Origin of the sequence: Telluribacter humicola, assembly GCF_017355935.1 — a bacterium.
GTDB lineage: Bacteria > Bacteroidota > Bacteroidia > Cytophagales > Spirosomataceae > Telluribacter > Telluribacter humicola.
The window spans coordinates 126,388-143,649 of the sequence record NZ_JAFIQT010000006.1 but is presented as its reverse complement, the minus strand read 5'-3'; the positions used below and the strand labels follow the sequence as shown (position 1 = coordinate 143,649).

Below are 17,262 nucleotides of genomic sequence, written 5' to 3'. Positions count from 1 at the left end.
CCCCAATGCTCTACCCCACCCGTCGGACATCCTGCTCCGAATAGGTGAGTAGTACCTTGTCACCCACGACAAGATCTGCCTTCTGACGGTAGAATACCATCTTTTCTTTTTTGCCATTGGTACACAGATAATCCCAGTAAATTCCCCTGAACCGGATGGTATCAACTACTCCCTCCCATTTACACTTATCCTGGTTACGGGTAATTTTGACCTTTTCAGGCCGGATAAATCTCCTCTTACCGGAGGTGGAGTCGCCCAACCAGTTAACACTACCAGTCAGCTCCGCCACGTAAGCGTCGGCGGGCTGGTCATACACCTCCAGTGGAGTACCTACTTGAATAATCTTTCCCTCCCGAAGTACCGCTACCTCATCGGACCAGGCCAGCGCGTCAGAAGCCTCATGGGTCACAAATATGCAGGCCATATCCTCCTTTTTACGAAGACGGCTGATGGCCTCCGTCAGGGCCTGACGATTGCGGTTATCCAGGTGGGCAAAGGGCTCATCCAGCAGGAGTATATCCGGTGTTTCAGCAAGGGCCTTGGCGATAGCTGTCCGTTGCTTTTCTCCCCCCGATAATAGTTTGGCCTTGTGATCGCGTACGTGATGGAGCCGGGTTAGCTGCATCAGTTCCTCAACCCGATCATTGCGATAGCTGGGCTCATAAAAACGGAGGGAGTAGGAAATATTCTCCTGCACCGTTTGATTCGGGAACAGCTCAAACTCCTGGTGTACCAGCTTAATAGCCTTGTGTCCAGGTATGAGCTGGTCCCGGACCGGAGTTATGCGCTCATTCCGAAAAAGGACTTCGCCCTCATCCTGATCAATAAACCTGCTTACTATCCGCAATAGGGTACTTTTACCCGAACCACTCTCTCCCAATATACCCAGCCACTGCCCTTTCCTGAGTTGAAAGGAGACTCTACTCAGTACTTTGTTTTCATCAAAGCATTTAGAGAGGTTTCGGGCACGCAATAATGTCATACTATTCGGGTAGTGGGTTGATGATTTTTGATAGAAGGTAAAGATACAGCCCTGTACCGGAAGAAAAAGCTTTTGCCAGAATCACCAAGAAATTAGGGTTTGATGGCTTTATGTAGGTAGTACAGCATTTATCTACTCATCCAAATGAACTACAGTATATCATTAACTAAGCTGGCGGGTACACTTCTGACTCTGGTATTACTATCGGGATATACCTGTGTAGTAGGTCAGGCAACGGCTCCCTTACGGCTACACCCTCAGAACCCGCACTACTTCCAGTACCAGAATAAACCTATGGTACTCATAGGCTCAGGAGAGCATTACGGGGCAGTGGTCAATCTGGACTTTAACTACAAGAAGTACCTAAAGGCTACGGCCCGGGACGGCATGAATACGACACGGCTTTTTACCGGAGCTTACATAGAAAAGCTGGGAGACTTTGGCATCAAGAAGAATACACTGGCACCGGCAGAAGGCAAAGCCATCCTGCCCTGGAAGCGAAGCAGTACGGCGGGTTACGCGCTGGGAGGTACTAAGTTTGATCTGGATCAGTGGGATGTAGCCTACTTTGCGCGGCTCAAAGACTTCATGGATGAAGCTAATCGGAATGGTATAATAGTAGAGATTTGCCTGTTCTCGGCCCACTACGGCGCTGGCTGGAACTACAGCCCTTTCAACCCTATTAATAATGTCAATAATACCAATGAGGTAAAGTCGGTACTGGTCAATACGCTGGACAACGGCAACATTCTGGCTTATCAGGAGAAGTACGTCCGCAAAATGGTACAGGAGCTGAATGGCTATAACAACTTCTACTTTGAGATACAGAACGAGCCGTGGGCCGAAAGTCCTGATAAAGTCATGACACGTAACGAGTTCGGCCCAGCCAACGACTGGAAGATGCAGTACCAGGTAGTATCGCAGAAGTCCGATGAGTGGCACCGCCGGGTAGCGCAATGGATCATTGACGAAGAAAAGAAACAGCCTAAGAAGCACTTGATCTCTCAAAACATCAGCAATTTCAGCTATCCTATTACGGAGGCCGATCCTAACATATCTATCTTCACCTTCCACTACGCCTTACCCGAGGCAGTATATGCCAACTACCACCTCAACCGGGTCATTGGCTTTAACGAAACCGGCTTTGCCGGATCGAAGGATGAAACCTACCGTCGCCAGGCGTGGCGCTTCATGATGGCTGGCGGTGGCTTGTTCAATCAATTGGACTACTCGTACTCAGTAGGTTCGGAGGATGGACAGGATACCTCCTATGAGGCACCTGGTGGAGGCAGTCCGGCCTTGCGAGCTCAGTTCAAAATCCTGCGCAATTTCCTGGAAGGCTTGAACCTCATCCCATTACGGCCTGACCTGTTGGTAGTTAAGGCAGCGCCCGGTAGTACTACCTACTCTCTTAGCGATGGCCGCTCACAATGGGTCATCTATCTGGAACAGCTCTCGGTAAAGGGATACCCGCTCACGCTCAACTTGCCCAAAGGTACCTATCAGGCCGAGTGGACTGATGTAGTATCGGGTAAAAAGCTTCTGACAACTACCGTTACAGATGGAGTATTGGCCGTACCCGAAAGCAGTAGAGATAAGGTGGTGGTGATAAAAAGCAAGAAGTAAATAGACAAAGAGAAGCCCCACTGCTGTCGGCAGTGGGGCTTCTCTTTGTCTATAAGTGATCTATTTATTCAGTTTCACATCAGCCTTGAACATGTTGCTGTTACCAGCCTTCCTACTCAAGGATACTCCTACATTGTTTAGCGGATTGCTTTCCGGGGCTCCTCTTCTAGCCACAGCTCCACCTGTAATTTGATGCAGGGCTTCGCTCAGAAACGCCTCCCTAGTATCACCTAAAGGTAGTAGCTGCAAGGGCTCCTCGATCTCTATATTTGGTTTGAAACCAGCCGCATAGTCAGACTGTCCCAGACTGTTATAGCTCTTGAATACAATAGGCTGCATTCCCCATTTGATCTTACCGGTTTCGTCATCCAGTGTGATAGAGCCTACATTTTTACCATACGTAGTGGTACCAATCGTAATAACAGGCATGTAGGGCCTTAGACCATTGATGATCAACTCGCTGGCCGAAGCGGTCCAGTCGGTAGTTAGTACGAACACCCGCTGCAGATTGCCTCCGATATTCTGCGTTTTATTCACAAACTTCTCCTGAAAATAGCTATCGCCGTACTCCTTCTTGAGGTAAGTAGTAAGTCCCTCGTTCCATTCTTCGCGGAAATATAGCTTGGAGTTGTCTACACCGCGCCCGATCAGACTAGCCAGGTTGGTTGACGATGAAGTATACCCACCCGGATTGTAGCGTAGGTCAAGTACCAGTTCATTTACTCCCTTGTTTTTAAAGTTCTGAAAAATGGCGTCGATTTGCCGATCATATTCCTTGGCATTACTACCATTCGCACCGGGTATAAACTGGTTATACACCAGGTACCCTACGGTTTTACCTCCTACTGTATAGATAGAATCCATAAATACCGGATTCTCCTGAAATACGGTAGCAGTTACTGACCGACTCTGGTCACTATCTACTATTGTAGAACCATTAACTGTACCCAGTCCAAAGTTAAATGTAGTACCGTTGAGTAATTTACTGTAGTTACTGGTAGTTAGGGACTGGCTATTCACCTTCGTGATGATATCGCCCCGTTTAATACCTGCCCTAGCGGCCGGTGAACCTGGCAGTACATACAGTACCTGAGCGATCACTCCGCTGGAACCTGTTGAGCGCAGGTACAGGGCATACTCCATACCGGTCGTAGTAGTTTGTCCGCTCAAACTTGCACTCAGTTCATCAGCGTTCTCCTCAATCCACGAGAAACGGTCGCCATCGGGTCGGGAAGCCGCATCAAACGAATACAGGAGGGACTTAAAGAAATCGGCCGGTACTTTCTTCACATCCGGATTGGCGGGTATTTTACTACTCCAGTAGTAGTAATCCTTCATATTGGAAAGGATCCATTCATTGACTGACTGGTCATCGGCAGTCGTGGTAGTAGGGGTAGGTTCTGTTTCTACCGGTGTAATGACGTCCAGATCATCTTTACAAGACCAGAATCCCAGCAGTAACAACACCGCCCAGCCTGACCGGAACACAGATTTCGATAAATTCATATAAGGTATATATAGGGTTAAGTAATTGGTCTGCTCTGGTGGATGGCCACCAGCCTTTTCACACTCACACAAATGGATAATTCATACGTACGCAGAAGTCAGATATTGTGTTGCACCTGTTAAATCAGGTCAGGATAAAATGGCAGAAAATAAAGATAAGCCGGGTAGATTAGTCAGGCTCCTTAAATGTAGCAACCAGACCTAACTGCACTTATTCATCCACACAAACTGGTTATTCAGCTGTACTTATAACGTGTTCTCCTCTAAAAAACGTTATTTGAGGTATATTTCGTTCAAGAACTTTTATACTTCTCACACACATTATTGGCTGGCTGCTCTTCATCAGCCTGCCGTTGCTATTCCTTTCACACAATGACGGAACCGGGCAGTTGGTTTCTATCTTGAGATCACCTCTGTTTTGATGTTAACTCCGAGTACCGGCTGGTGAAGATACCGCTGAAAGACATAGAATTCATTGAGAGCCTGGAGGACTATATCCGAATACATCTACAGGGTGAAAAGCCTGTGATGACGCTAATGACAATGAAGAAGGTACTTGAAAAGCTACCCGAGGACCGGTACAGGAAAATACACCGCAGCTATATCATACCCGTAAATAAGATACAGGCTATTGCTAATAGAAAGGTGAAGCTGCTGTCCGGTAGGGAACTCCCTATCAGCGATACGTACAGCAGCTTTATCAATGACCTAAAGAAGAGCTGAGTTAGCTACTTCAAGTACCAGCATCAGCGCGTTATAACTCAGGGCTTCGATCTCTACTTCCTCCAGATCCCACAGCGCAAGGCTGTCCTTTTCGTGAAGTAGCCGACCCTCTACTTCAAAAGCTCCCGAAAGTACGAAAGCGAAGAATTGAGAACTTTTATTCTTCAATCGATAGGTAGCTTCCTTCCGCCCGTTAAACCGGCCCAGGTGCAGGGAAAATGGCAGGTTAGTCGCCTGGCTGGTACCCGGTACCAACTCAAGGAGTATATTTTCCAGAGCAGTGAATTCAAATCCAAACACACGGGCTCGGGGCTTTACTTCCGGCTCCTCCGCGCTCACCCATAGCTGCAGATAGCTGATGCTTTGTACGGGATACGGATTTCGGATCTCAAAGGTACAGTTTGCCGGGATAGTATAGACAAATAGCTCTTCTACATCCACGGTAGCGAGGGAGCCGTTATGAAAGATGAAGTCAAGGGCACCGGTGACCGGTATGAGTATTACATGCGAAGCCCTGGGTGCCCGGTATTCCACCGTTTGAAAGCCACCAACAGTTTCTTCGTTAACGGCATAAAGGTTACCGACCTGAGTCTTATGCTCATCGAAGTTCTGTTCAAAATTAAGGGTACTGTATCTGTTTAATTGAGGTGTCTGAATCTGACCGCGCTGATAGGAAAGAAAAATCTTGCCGGGTGTTTGCTTAATCATTTTTTAAACGCTGTTTGTCAATGAGTGAATGCTCAGGAATGGCTGTACTTGCAGCATATGCGTCAGTACTTGCCTCTCCGTCCCTGTCGTATCTGAAATCAAGAGGTAATTGCCTATAGAATCGTGCCATACCATCGGCACTGAGAAGAAATTAATAGCTACCGCATGCTTCGTTTTATCGTGTACATCTGAATTGATAATCTCAAACTGAAATTGGTTAAACTTCAGAAAGTGTTTCCCAAGATTATTTACTACATCCGGCATGGTCTCATTGAGTTGCTGCAGGTACCCGATCGCGGCTGCACTTACCAGAAAATGCAGTTGCTCTGCCCCGGCCGAATGCTGGATTAGCTCGCCAAAGGTCCGGTACTTTTTATCCGGATTGTAAAGTTGGGCCTGCATCCTGAACTCCCTATAACTATCTTCAAAAACCAGACGGTCCCATAGCTTCGTAGAAGCTGCATCTACTATTTTCCGGTAACATAAGGTGATGGTACGTGCCTGCATAAGGTAAAGGGTAAGGCGTCAGAGAAAAGCCCCAACGCCCGGATTGATTGGTATGGTGTACAGAAAAAAACTAGGCAGCTACGTTCATCTTGATAGTTAGCTCGAAGCCGTCTATGGTGTTGCCGGTTACGGTAGCTATTTGATTTACTCCGCCATCATTACCAAATACATTATCCTTAGCATTCGTAGTATAGCCCTACATTCCTTTTGTGTAGCCATTCATCAGAGCTACGGCTGAGCCAGCCCCTTCCGGAAAAGCTATCTGGGTTACTTTCAACGAAGTACCATTGGCATTATAGATGTGAACATGAATGTGGGTAGACCTACCTGAATACCAACCCGGAAATATGGCTGTGAAAGTTACCAATCCGTTAGCATCTGTCACTTGCCGCCCGCGCAGGAAGTGCACCGACTGGAAGTTGGTGGATTGCATACCGCTTCCTCCGTACTCAGAGTAGTTACCGGTGGCATCGCAATGCCAAATATCAACGATGGCTCCGGCCAGTGCCGCACATCCATTGTTACTATTGCCAATGGTGATTTTAGCCGTTAATTTATAACCGGTACGTCCATCAGTGATGTCGCTTCTGACGTAAGAAGTAGGGCTTTTGGTGGGGAATGGCCCCTCCGTTTCGGTAGGCGCTACGGCACAGGCAGTGGAACTGGTACCGGGGTTAGTGACAGAACCGGTGGTACCTTCGGTGGGAGTAATATCTGTACTGCTTTTGTCGCAGGCAGTAAGCACAGTGGGAGCAGTTACCGCTCCAAATAGTAAGCTCTTAAGAAATCCTTTTCTTTCCATTGGGTTGTTCTTCGTATAATAATGATAACGAAATTGCCCCTACTTACTTGTTTTAACAACAGTGTGTCGGTAAAGAGGTAAATTGTGTAGATGAGTGAGGCTGAAGAACGGATAGTAGCTTATGCAGAAGCATCAGAAATTAAAAAAGCGTAAGCAGATAACTGCTTACGCTTCCCAAGTACCCAGAGCCGGAGTCGAACCGGCACGGGTGTGACCCCATTGGTGTTTGAGACCAACGCGTCTACCAATTCCGCCATCTGGGCCTGTTAACTGGGTGTTGGGATGGCAAAAATAGGTAGAAAAGCAGATTTGTCAAGCCATACATGCAAAATATTTAGCCTATTCGTAACGGAGCGCTTCGATGGGATCTAAGCGTGAGGCTTTTATGGCCGGATAAATTCCTGAAATAACCCCTACAAGTACACAAATCATTATCCCCACCAGCATCCAGAGCCAGGGAACCACAAAACTACCACTCTGACTGACCGTATTGGATATCAGATTACCGATTAGTATCCCAAACAGCAAGCCGCCCAGGCCACCAATGATACAGATAACAATGGCCTCAATCAGGAACTGTAACCGGATCACCTTAGGCGTAGCACCCAATGACTTGCGTATACCTATTTCGCGAGTACGTTCCGTGACCGATACCAGCATGATGTTCATGAGGGCAATGGAAGCTCCCAGCAACGTGATGATCCCAATCCCAAAGCCTCCGAGCCGCAAGTAGCCGGTAATGTTCTCGAAGTCTTTGGCCAGAGCATCGGCCCGCTGAATCTCAAAAGAATCAGGCGTACCCAATGCATCGTTCCGAACCCGGCGCATCAGTCCTCTGGCTTCTTCAATAACATACTCACCATCCTGAATGTCAGGAGCCGAGGCCGTAATATTAAAAGTTAGCGAACGGTTTGCGGCGAGTCCACGTCCTGTCTCCAGGGGTACAAGTATGATCCGGTCAGAACCGGTACCTCCTCCCAGTGATCCCTTTTTTTCCAGTACACCTATAACCGTAAAGCGGGCACCCATCAGGGTAATCTGCTTATTAATAGGATCACGCCCCTCAAATAGATTTCGGGCTACCTCCTGCCCCATTATTGCCACATTTAGCGACTTTTCCTGGTCCGTTCTGCTAAAATTCCTCCCCAAATCGATCTTGTAGCCGTTGATTCCCAAGTAAGCTTCATCGGCCGCAACCACCGAAACATTGGGATTTGTCTTCTTGGAAAGGTATTTGACCTGGATGGCTCCACCTACCGGTGCCGATAGCGACACCGTCGCATCAAACCCCTGTCTAAACTCGTTGGCAAAGGAGACTGCCTGGCGGTACGAAACATCAGGATAGCGCTTACGGGCCCGTCCGCCCGTCCTACGGCCCCTATCTTCGTGGTTACGTACCGTAAACGTATTGGCTCCCAGATCAGCAAAGCTACTGTTCACAGAGCTCTGAATCCCTTCGATGGCCGTAAGTATACCCACAAGTGAAGTAATGCCAATAGCTATGATCAAGGCAGTCAACACAGTACGAAGTACGTTAGCCTGAATTGATCGCAGACCTTCGTATACATTTTCCTTTATATTCATCAGCTTACGGCACCGGTTTGCATAAATTTTGTATATATTTCGTTATTTCAGTTCAATAAAGTAAAGCTGCAAACGATGGGTGAAAGATTCAAACCAGTGATACGGTTCTTTGTTCCGTTTATCATATTTATAGCACTTTCAGGGCAAACCTGGGCCAACCGACTCTTCATACCGATGGACGAGTCTCAGAAAAACCACCTGAAAGCCTATGGCATTGCCTACTGGATACTCAAAGTATATGAGACTGAAATGGACTGGCTCCTCAACTACCGGGGTGGTAGTTTTATGGTACCTTTTAATCAGAAGTTCGCCACAGAAATGACCGTCCGGGGGGTTAGCTATGAGGTCATCTCCGAAGCACAGGCCAGCCAGATATTATCAGAGGTAGCGGCGCCTGATGCTAACATGGATGCCGTAAAGCTACAGAAAGCACCCAAGGTAGCCGTGTATTCACCCAAGTCCAAGCAACCCTGGGATGATGCTGTAACCCTGGTAATGACCTATGCAGAGATTCCCTATGATGTAATCTTTGATGAAGATGTACTAAAAGGCAAACTTCCTGAGTATGACTGGCTTCACCTTCACCACGAAGACTTCACAGGCCAGTACGGTAAGTTCTATCAGTTCAAAGATTATCCCTGGTACCGCGACCAGAAACGTGAGGCCGAAAGTATCAGCGAAAAGTTTGGATTCAGTAAGGTATCACAGATGAAGCTGGCCGTTGTCAGAAAAGTGGCTGAGTTTGTTTCAGGAGGTGGCTATATGTTCGCGATGTGTAACGCTACTGATACCTTTGATATAGCAATGGCTGCCAATGGTACCGATATAGTAGAATCCATGTACGACGGTGATCCGGCTGACCCCAATGCCAATAAAAAGCTGGATTACAGCAAAACCATGGCCTTCCAGAATTTCAAAACTATTACCAATCCGTACGAAATAGAGTTTTCGGACATAGACAACCAACCCGAGCAGCGGGGACTAAATGAGTCCAATGATTTCTTTACTCTATTCCAGTTTTCGGCCAAGTGGGACCCAATACCTACCATGCTCACTCAAAACCACATGACCCTGATCAAAGGGTTTCTTGGACAGACTACTGCCTATAAGAAGCAGTATATCAAGCCTGAAGTAGTGGTATTGGCCGAAACTAAGTCAGCCGGAGAAGCACGATACCTGCATAGTACCTACGGCAAAGGTTTCTTCACCTTTTATGGTGGTCATGACCCGGAGGATTATCAGCACCGCATCGGTGAAGAACCGACTGACCTGAATCTGCACCCCAACTCAGCCGGTTATAGATTGATCCTGAACAATATCCTGTTCCCGGCGGCTAAGAAGAAAAAATTAAAGACCTAATAGGTGGTAGACATATACAAAAAGAAAGAGGCAGGTCTGACCTGCCTCTTTCTTTTTGTATATGTCTGTTATAAGTCTGTTATTTGAGACGGTACCAATCTGACGGATTACTTTGCGCTTCAACCTGATCTTCAATAGGATCGGGTAAACGGGGGAAGAAGTCAATTCCTGTCACCTGCTCCACTTTATCTATAGGTACCACAAAGCTGGACAGAGGCTGCTGTGAGCCTTCGTTCCGCATCAGGAAGGCGATTCCTTTGACCTCGCCCTGAGGTGTAGCCGTAAGTATAACTTTGTAGTACTGATCCGGCACCGCCACCTTATTCAAACGCCCGATAGTAGGAAGTCCGGGCTTAAGTACAGGGCCAGTCACTACAAATACTTTACGGTACCTTATAGCCCACACCCGCACGAGTTGCTCCAGGTCACTCCATATACCCCGGTTGAAGTCCGGTGCCTGAGGGCTGATGTTACTCATATAAAACGACTCTTTCATCATCACCCGGTTGTTCTTAAAATCTGCCGCCGGTGCCAGGTGTCCGCGATCGTATCCACTCCGGGTATAATCAGCATGTACGGCCGATCCGCTCTTTACGGATGGATCGTCATAGAAAGAACTTTCCCGCTCCTGATCCCCTTTGACCTGACTCCCCGGCAACTCATACGCCACCCAGGCAGCCTGTTCGTACCGCTCCACGTACTTAAGCGAATAACCCGTATGACGAACGACCTGATCATTTCCCTCCACGGTGGGTAGTACAAAATCCCGCTGACGAATGATACGGGCCAACTCTCCCGATGGAGCCGTACCGGATGTACTTTCCTCCTCCGACGATTCATTGAAGTCAGGTAGTGGCTTTTGTGATTTTCGGGTATCAGTGGCTACGTTATCCTCATCCCGGGCAGGACTATCAGTAGCTGTACCCGATTGACCCGGCTCAGGGGTTCTGTAAGGATTATCTCTGTTGCCGGAGGAGGAAGTAGTAAATATAGATTTTACATCTTCCCAAAATCGTAATACCGGCTGTGGCTTGCCTCCATAGTGAAGAAATAGCCCAACAATAAAAAAAACGAGCAGAAGTAGTAGTGTGTTGTTGTTCCATCTGGCACCTCTACGATGAAATTTTGTCATATATATTTTTACTATTTTTTTCAAAGGTAGGAGAATCGTGACATAGACGTACAGGCTATTCTACCCTAATCTGATAGATTTCTATCATTGTGTAGCTACTTAACACCTATTCAGCTCACTACTATATTAGATTACTAGTAGAAGTCTACTTTGGTTATTCAAATTAAATTATAGTTGAGAATTCGTGCTCCCTATCACCAACCATGATAACGTGATGTGTACTTATACCCTATTATAAAATCAATTCTATCAGACAAGCATCCATAGGAACTTGTTGTCGGGTAAATAATGTATTCCTTTGTAGTATCTCCCAATTAAACGCTTCATGCATATTGTGATTATCGGGGGTGGAGCGGCCGGTTTTATGGCAGCTATTACCGCCGCCGAAACTAACCCTACTGCCCGGGTAACGATAGTAGAAAAAAACCGAACGGTTCTGAACAAGGTACGTATTTCGGGTGGTGGCAGGTGCAATGTTACCCACTCCCCCAGCGAGTCCAGGTACTTTATCAAGAACTATCCGCGCGGGGCCAAACTTCTCAAGAAGCTCTTTCCCCAGTTTGATGCCCAAGCCACGGTAGACTGGTTTCAGAGCCGGGGCGTAAAGCTGAAGACGGAGCCGGATGGCAGGATGTTTCCGGTTACAGACTCTTCTGAAACGATCATCGATTGCATGGTACGGGCGGCCCAGCGTGCCGGTGTACAGGTACTGACCAGTACGGGGGTAAAATCTTTTGGCTGGTCCGACGCCGCCTCAGGTCCTCGCTTTGTGATAAACCTCCTGGATGATGCCCCAATCAAGGCAGACAGACTACTTATAGCCACGGGTGGCCAACCTCAGCGGTCTGGATTTGACTGGCTTACCTATCATGGACACTCTATTGAGTCGCCGGTACCTTCCCTATTCACCTTCAATACACCTGGTAACTACCTGTTGCCTTTGGCAGGAGTATCTGTACCCGATGCCTTTGTTAAAATACAGGGTACCAAGCATGAGTGGCGGGGGCCGCTACTGGTCACCCACTGGGGATTCAGCGGACCGGCCGTACTGAAGCTTTCGGCTTGGGGAGCGCGTGAACTGGCTGAAAATGGCTACCAGTTTACCTGCAAAATCAACTGGCTGCCTGACCTCAACGAACAGCAGGTAAGGGAGCAACTCATGGCTGACAAAGTCAATACGCCCAGGCAGCAGATCTACTCACACGCCCGCTTTGGATTGCCGCTTCGACTGTGGAAAGCCTTTGCCGAACAGGCCGAAATATCTGACTCGCTACGCTGGGGCGATGCTCCCCACAAAGCACTCAACCGCCTGACGGAGCTACTAACCAACAGCCAGTTTGAGGTGAAGGGTAAGAGTACTTATAAGGAAGAGTTCGTGACCTGCGGAGGTATAGCCCTGTCGGATATAGACACTGCTACACTGGAAAGCAAACAGGTACCGGGACTATTTTTTGCCGGAGAGGTACTTGATGTGGATGGTATCACGGGCGGCTTCAACTTTCAGAGTACCTGGACCACGGGCTTTATAGCCGGAAAAGCTCTTGGTAAAACTTCCTGAGCCTTTTACTAACTATAATAGATAAATCAGCCAAGGGGCGTGCTTTATATTTATAAAGTATTCTATCAAAATATATCTGTTCCCTTAATCCTGATTTATCTATGAAAAAACGTTCTCTACTGCTAATCCTGGCAGTGCTGTGCCTCTCTATCCCCCCCCTCCTTGCCCAGCCCGTCGAACGCTTTGTAAAGGTAGTCGTAGCTCCCGACCACACCGACTGGAACTACCGTACCGGTGAAAAAGCTAAGTTCACAGTAAGTGTTCTGCAAAATGGTAATCCGGTAAAGAATGCGGTGGTGAAGTATGAGATAGGTCCGGAGAAGATGCCTGCCACTGCCAAAGAAACCAAGACTCTGACTGATGGCACCATGGTACTGGATGGAGGTACCCTTAAGACACCGGGTTTCCTGCGCTGCATAGCCGTGGCAGAGGTGGATGGCATTGAGTACCGTGGCTTGGCTACGGCGGGTTTTGAGCCTGAAAAGATTCAGCCGACGGTAGCCGATCCGGCTGATTTTGACCAGTTCTGGACCAAGGCCAAAGCTGACTTGGCTAAAGTACCCATGGATGTCAGAATGACTTTGTTGCCTGAGCGCTGCACCGAAAAAGTAAATGTGTACCACGTCAGCATCCAGAACCACCAGCCCGGATCACGTATCTACGGCATCCTGTCCATGCCCAGGAAAGAAGGTAAATACCCCGCGTTGCTGCATGTACCCGGAGCAGGTGTTCGCCCTTACTTTGGAGATATAGCCAATGCCGAAAAAGGCATCATCACGTTACAGATTGGAATTCATGGCGTACCCGTTACTATGGATGCCGGAGTCTACAACGACCTTCGGGCCGCCGGACTGGACCAGTACTGGAACTATAACCTCGATGACAAAGATCGCTTCTACTACAAGAAAGTATACCTGGGCTGTGTACGGGCTAATGACTTTCTGGTGAGCCTGCCCCAGTACGATGGCAGTAACCTGGCTGTTACGGGTGGTAGTCAGGGAGGTGCACTCTCGATAGTGACCGCCGGACTGGATGACCGCGTGAAGTGGCTGGGGGCTTTCTATCCGGCTCTAAGTGACGTAACTGGCTACCTCAATGGTCGCGCCGGTGGCTGGCCCCACTACTTTGCCGGTAATAACCTGACCTTTAATAACAAGAAGGATAAAATCGAGACTGCCGGGTACTATGATGTAGTCAACTTTGCCAAACGAGTAAAGATACCGGGCAACTACTCATGGGGCTTTAATGATGAAACCTGTCCCCCTACCTCCATGTACGCTGCCTATAACGTCATTAAGGCTCCGAAGGATCTTTACCTGGCGCTGGATACCGGTCACTGGACCTATCCCGAGCAACGTGATAAAATGAATGAGTGGCTGCTTAGCCGCCTGAACACAAAAAAACAGGCCTCCAATGTGAAGTAAAAGGTATAAATCCTGATATTGGCGCTGATTACACACTCATCCAATCACTTTACAATGACTTTACAGCAAATCCAGGAAGCTACTGAGTACTTAAAACAACAAACTCATAACTACGCACCTGACTTTGGTATAATACTGGGTACCGGCCTGGGTTCCCTGGCCAATGACATAGAGGTAGCCTTTACTATTTTGTACGAGGATATACCGCATTTTCCGGTATCCACGGTGGAGTTTCATAAGGGCAAACTCATATTTGGTACCTTGTCGGGTAAGAGGGTAGTATGTATGCAGGGGAGGTTTCACTACTACGAAGGCTACACTATGCAACAGGTAACTTTTCCGGTGCGCGTGATGAAGCTACTGGGAGTACATACTCTGTTTGTATCCAACGCCGCCGGTGGTATGAACCCAGCCTACGAGGTAAGTGACCTGATGATCATCAACGATCACATTAGTTTTTTCCTGCCTCATAACCCGTTGATCGGGCCAAATCTGGATACACTCGGAGATCGTTTTCCAGATATGTGTGATCCGTATGATCTGGCACTGGTGGAGAAAGCCCTGGAAATAGCTCAGCAGCATGGTATTGAGGCTCACGCAGGAGTCTATGCCAGCGTACCGGGTCCTCAGCTCGAAACCCGTGCCGAGTACCGGCTACTTCGCCAGGTTGGGGCAGATGCCGTAGGTATGAGTACCGTGCCGGAAGTAATTGTAGCCCGTCAGATGAACATGACCTGTTTTGGCTTGTCAGTAATTACAGACATGGGAATACCTGAAACGCTCGAAAAAGCCAACATCCAGAAGATTATAGCCGCTGCCATGAAAGCAGAACCCGGTATGACTACTATCATAAAGGAGCTACTCAACTCTCTGTAAATCAAAAAAGGCAACTCTGATGAGTTGCCTTTTTCATATTCTTCTGGATATACACTTTTCACTTTTCAGCACTAAAATCAAACTTATGTCCTAGTTCCTCCATCCGGTTCATCTTTTGGATTGCTTCCTCCTGGCATTTACAACCGATAGGATAAAAGACCAGCACTTCATTCTCAACTCCCATGCCATCCCATTCCCCCATCAGGTCCCGCCAGATTACTTTTTTTCCTTCCAGCGAGCCCAGCTGCTTTTCTATGTATTTGAAAACGTTCAGAGCATCAAGTGTTACAGGTACTCCTCCCTTTTGATCTTCGATCAAAACAACATCTGCTTCTACCCAAAACCTAAACAGAGCCTTGTTAGCTGACTGATGTAGTTTCTCTCTCATTCCTGCTACTTTATATATTTAGCCACAACTACTCGTTACTACATACTTGAAAAACAGTTAATGCAGGTTAACTCGAATAAGAACAACCTCTATTTTTCAATATCTGATGTAACAAAGTTAGGAGAGTAAGCCTGCCCCCCCAATAAATGTGGATTAGAAAAAAATTAGTAAAACAAGGCTTCTTACAACTTTTAAGACAAAACCAGATACATTCCTCCATGGACAGACGAACATTTATACAAAATGCTGCGGTAACCGGTGCCGCTTTTTCGGCTTTACCCCTATTAAGCTCTCTGAAACGGATAGCCCCCTACCGTACCGCCCTGATTGGTACGGGCTGGTGGGGGATGAACATCTTAAGAGAAGCCATCGCGGCTGGTGAATCAAAAGTGGTAGCGCTGTGTGATGTGGACGAAAACCAAATAGCTAAGGCCAATGAAGAAGTCAATAAACTAACCTCTGACCGCCCTAAGGTATATCGTGACTTCCGCGAGATGCTGAACAGGGAAAAGCCCGAGATTGTGATTGTTGCTACTCCTGACCACTGGCACCCGTTATGCTGTATAGCTGCTGTCGAATCGGGTGCTCATGTATATGTAGAGAAACCCATCAGTCATACCATACGCGAAGGCCGGGCCATGGTCAATGCGGCCCGCAAGCATGGCCGCACGGTACAGGTGGGTACACACCGTCGTGTATCACCGCATAATGTGTCGGGTATGGAGTTTCTAAAATCAGGAAAAGCTGGTAAGATAGGTATGATCCGCACCTTTGTACATTACGGGGGAGGCGCTGGCCAGATGGTACCGGTAGAAGAGCCACCCAAGGGGCTGGACTGGGATATGTGGTGCGGACCTGCTCCCATGATTCCTTACAATAAGACAATCCACCCGAGGGGCTTTCGTAACTATCTTGAATATGCCAATGGTACACTGGGTGACTGGGGTATACACTGGCTCGACCAGGTACTATGGTGGACCGAGCAGAAGCATCCCAAAAAGATATATTCAACCGGAGGACGGGCAATCCGAAGCGACAATACCAATGCTCCCGATCATCAGGTAGCGGTGTATGACTTCGATGATTTTACGGTAGAATGGGAACACCGTCAGTTTGCCGGTAATAATGCTGAAAAGACGCACCCCCAACAAGCGGTTGGCGCTTACTTCTACGGTACCGAAGGTACTTTCCATATGGGCTGGCTGGACGGCTGGACCTTCTACCCTGCTAACGCCAACAAGCCCATTATTCACCAGGACCCTTCTCTGAACAAGCCGGATGACCAGAATATCAAACAACTCTGGGCTGACTTCCTGACTTCAATCAAAACGAATAAACTGCCGGTAAGTGATATAGAGATAGGACAGCGATCTACTAATATGGCCCTACTGGGTATGCTTTCGTATAAGCTGGGGCGTAGTATAGTCTGGGATGGCGAAAAAGAGATAATCGCGAACGATCCGGAAGCCAATAAGCTACTGTCGAGAGATTACCGGGGCGAATGGAAGTACCCTCAGGTATGACCCTTATAACTTCTTAAAACGAAAAAGACGTGATCGCTCACGTCTTTTTTTGTTGGTATTACATCTGAACTACTTCAGCCTGTATCTTATACTGCGTTACCATTTCACGGGCAAACCGTACATGTCCACGCGGAGCCATCAAATATAGCTTTCCGCCCTTCAATCCGGCTAGCTCACTTAACAGTTGCCATTTAGATATACTCCCCCGATTAGCATCGGATTTCATGGCCACTTCCAGATAATGCTTATTATACATATTAACAGCCGTTACATCCGGTGTGAATTTTTGGCTGTCTTGAGATCTCTCGTATGACACAGGTTTCTCATAACCATCAATATTGGCCTTGATGTTTTCAAAACCGTGGCTCTTAGCCCAGGTAATAACTTGTGGAATGAATCCTGTCTTTTCCATAGCACAAAAATGTTTTAACTCTCTCCCCCTGGGAAAGAAATGTTTAGATTAAAGAACTGTAGCAACTGATTAGGTAGAGGTCAGAAGGAAACTAGAACATTTAGACCCCATAAACTCGATATATCTGCAATATACGAAAATATTACGAGAAT

At 47.6% G+C, this 17,262-nt stretch carries 16 protein-coding genes and 1 tRNA gene; 7 read left to right on the top strand and 10 right to left on the bottom strand.

All coding sequences use genetic code 11. The features are described 5' to 3' along the window. Positions 1-10: 10 nt before the first annotated feature. Entirely contained in the window at positions 11-982 is a 972-nt protein-coding gene (locus tag JUB14_RS21625; RefSeq protein ID WP_207508915.1) for an ABC transporter ATP-binding protein, read from the bottom strand. 144 nt (positions 983-1,126) lie between these two features. On the opposite strand from JUB14_RS21625, the gene JUB14_RS21620 reads away from it, so the two are divergent. Further along, positions 1,127-2,608: a hypothetical protein gene (locus tag JUB14_RS21620; RefSeq protein WP_207508914.1), complete on the top strand. Its 1,482-nt coding sequence runs from the start codon at positions 1,127-1,129 to the stop codon at positions 2,606-2,608. A 60-nt stretch (positions 2,609-2,668) separates the two neighbouring features. On the opposite strand, the gene JUB14_RS21615 is transcribed toward JUB14_RS21620, so the two are convergent. Then, positions 2,669-4,114 carry a S41 family peptidase gene (locus JUB14_RS21615; protein ID WP_207508913.1) on the bottom strand — a complete coding sequence of 482 codons (1,446 nt, stop codon included), beginning with the start codon at positions 4,112-4,114 and terminating at the stop codon, positions 2,669-2,671. A 444-nt stretch (positions 4,115-4,558) separates the two neighbouring features. Between JUB14_RS21615 and JUB14_RS21610 the strand changes: the two genes are divergently transcribed. Continuing rightward, positions 4,559-4,837: a LytR/AlgR family response regulator transcription factor gene (locus tag JUB14_RS21610; RefSeq protein WP_207508912.1), complete on the top strand. Its 279-nt coding sequence runs from the start codon at positions 4,559-4,561 to the stop codon at positions 4,835-4,837. Here JUB14_RS21610 and JUB14_RS21605 read toward each other — a convergent pair. The 5 genes from JUB14_RS21605 to JUB14_RS21585 all read right to left on the bottom strand — a co-directional run bounded on the left by JUB14_RS21605 (position 4,823) and on the right by JUB14_RS21585 (position 8,438). Then, positions 4,823-5,545 carry a pirin family protein gene (locus JUB14_RS21605; protein ID WP_207508911.1) on the bottom strand — a complete coding sequence of 241 codons (723 nt, stop codon included), beginning with the start codon at positions 5,543-5,545 and terminating at the stop codon, positions 4,823-4,825. The two genes, JUB14_RS21610 and JUB14_RS21605, sit on opposite strands and share 15 nt — an antisense overlap. Before the next feature lie 3 nt (positions 5,546-5,548). Continuing rightward, complete coding sequence (locus JUB14_RS21600; RefSeq protein WP_207508910.1) at positions 5,549-6,052, bottom strand: hypothetical protein; 504 nt, start codon at positions 6,050-6,052, stop codon at positions 5,549-5,551. Between the two features lie 196 nt (positions 6,053-6,248). Next, the gene (locus JUB14_RS21595; RefSeq protein ID WP_310586183.1) at positions 6,249-6,854 is read right to left on the bottom strand and encodes a dioxygenase family protein; all 606 of its coding nucleotides are present in this window, start codon (positions 6,852-6,854) and stop codon (positions 6,249-6,251) included. 179 nt (positions 6,855-7,033) lie between these two features. Continuing rightward, positions 7,034-7,117, bottom strand: a tRNA-Leu gene (locus JUB14_RS21590). Between the two features lie 76 nt (positions 7,118-7,193). Next, entirely contained in the window at positions 7,194-8,438 is a 1,245-nt protein-coding gene (locus JUB14_RS21585; RefSeq protein WP_207508909.1) for an ABC transporter permease, read from the bottom strand. A gap of 75 nt (positions 8,439-8,513) precedes the next feature. Between JUB14_RS21585 and JUB14_RS21580 the strand changes: the two genes are divergently transcribed. Beyond that, positions 8,514-9,797, top strand: coding sequence for an asparagine synthetase B (locus JUB14_RS21580; RefSeq protein ID WP_229368108.1), 1,284 nt, complete (start codon positions 8,514-8,516; stop codon positions 9,795-9,797). 79 nt (positions 9,798-9,876) lie between these two features. On the opposite strand, the gene JUB14_RS21575 is transcribed toward JUB14_RS21580, so the two are convergent. Beyond that, the gene (locus JUB14_RS21575; protein ID WP_207508908.1) at positions 9,877-10,929 is read right to left on the bottom strand and encodes a DNA/RNA non-specific endonuclease; all 1,053 of its coding nucleotides are present in this window, start codon (positions 10,927-10,929) and stop codon (positions 9,877-9,879) included. Positions 10,930-11,254: 325 nt separating this feature from the next. On the opposite strand from JUB14_RS21575, the gene JUB14_RS21570 reads away from it, so the two are divergent. The 3 genes from JUB14_RS21570 (at position 11,255) to JUB14_RS21560 (ending at position 14,787) form a co-directional block, all read left to right on the top strand. Then, positions 11,255-12,487, top strand: coding sequence for a BaiN/RdsA family NAD(P)/FAD-dependent oxidoreductase (locus tag JUB14_RS21570; protein WP_207508907.1), 1,233 nt, complete (start codon positions 11,255-11,257; stop codon positions 12,485-12,487). 101 nt (positions 12,488-12,588) lie between these two features. Then, positions 12,589-13,911: an acetylxylan esterase gene (locus JUB14_RS21565; protein ID WP_207508906.1), complete on the top strand. Its 1,323-nt coding sequence runs from the start codon at positions 12,589-12,591 to the stop codon at positions 13,909-13,911. Positions 13,912-13,965: 54 nt separating this feature from the next. Next, entirely contained in the window at positions 13,966-14,787 is an 822-nt protein-coding gene (locus tag JUB14_RS21560) for a purine-nucleoside phosphorylase (protein ID WP_207508905.1), read from the top strand. A 58-nt stretch (positions 14,788-14,845) separates the two neighbouring features. Here the strand turns inward: JUB14_RS21560 and JUB14_RS21555 are convergent, their stop codons facing one another. Continuing rightward, the gene (locus tag JUB14_RS21555; protein WP_207508904.1) at positions 14,846-15,175 is read right to left on the bottom strand and encodes a hypothetical protein; all 330 of its coding nucleotides are present in this window, start codon (positions 15,173-15,175) and stop codon (positions 14,846-14,848) included. Positions 15,176-15,393: 218 nt separating this feature from the next. Between JUB14_RS21555 and JUB14_RS21550 the strand changes: the two genes are divergently transcribed. Beyond that, entirely contained in the window at positions 15,394-16,698 is a 1,305-nt protein-coding gene (locus JUB14_RS21550) for a Gfo/Idh/MocA family protein (protein ID WP_207508903.1), read from the top strand. A gap of 58 nt (positions 16,699-16,756) precedes the next feature. Here the strand turns inward: JUB14_RS21550 and JUB14_RS21545 are convergent, their stop codons facing one another. After that, positions 16,757-17,110, bottom strand: coding sequence for a hypothetical protein (locus tag JUB14_RS21545; RefSeq protein WP_207508902.1), 354 nt, complete (start codon positions 17,108-17,110; stop codon positions 16,757-16,759). Positions 17,111-17,262 lie beyond the last annotated feature (152 nt).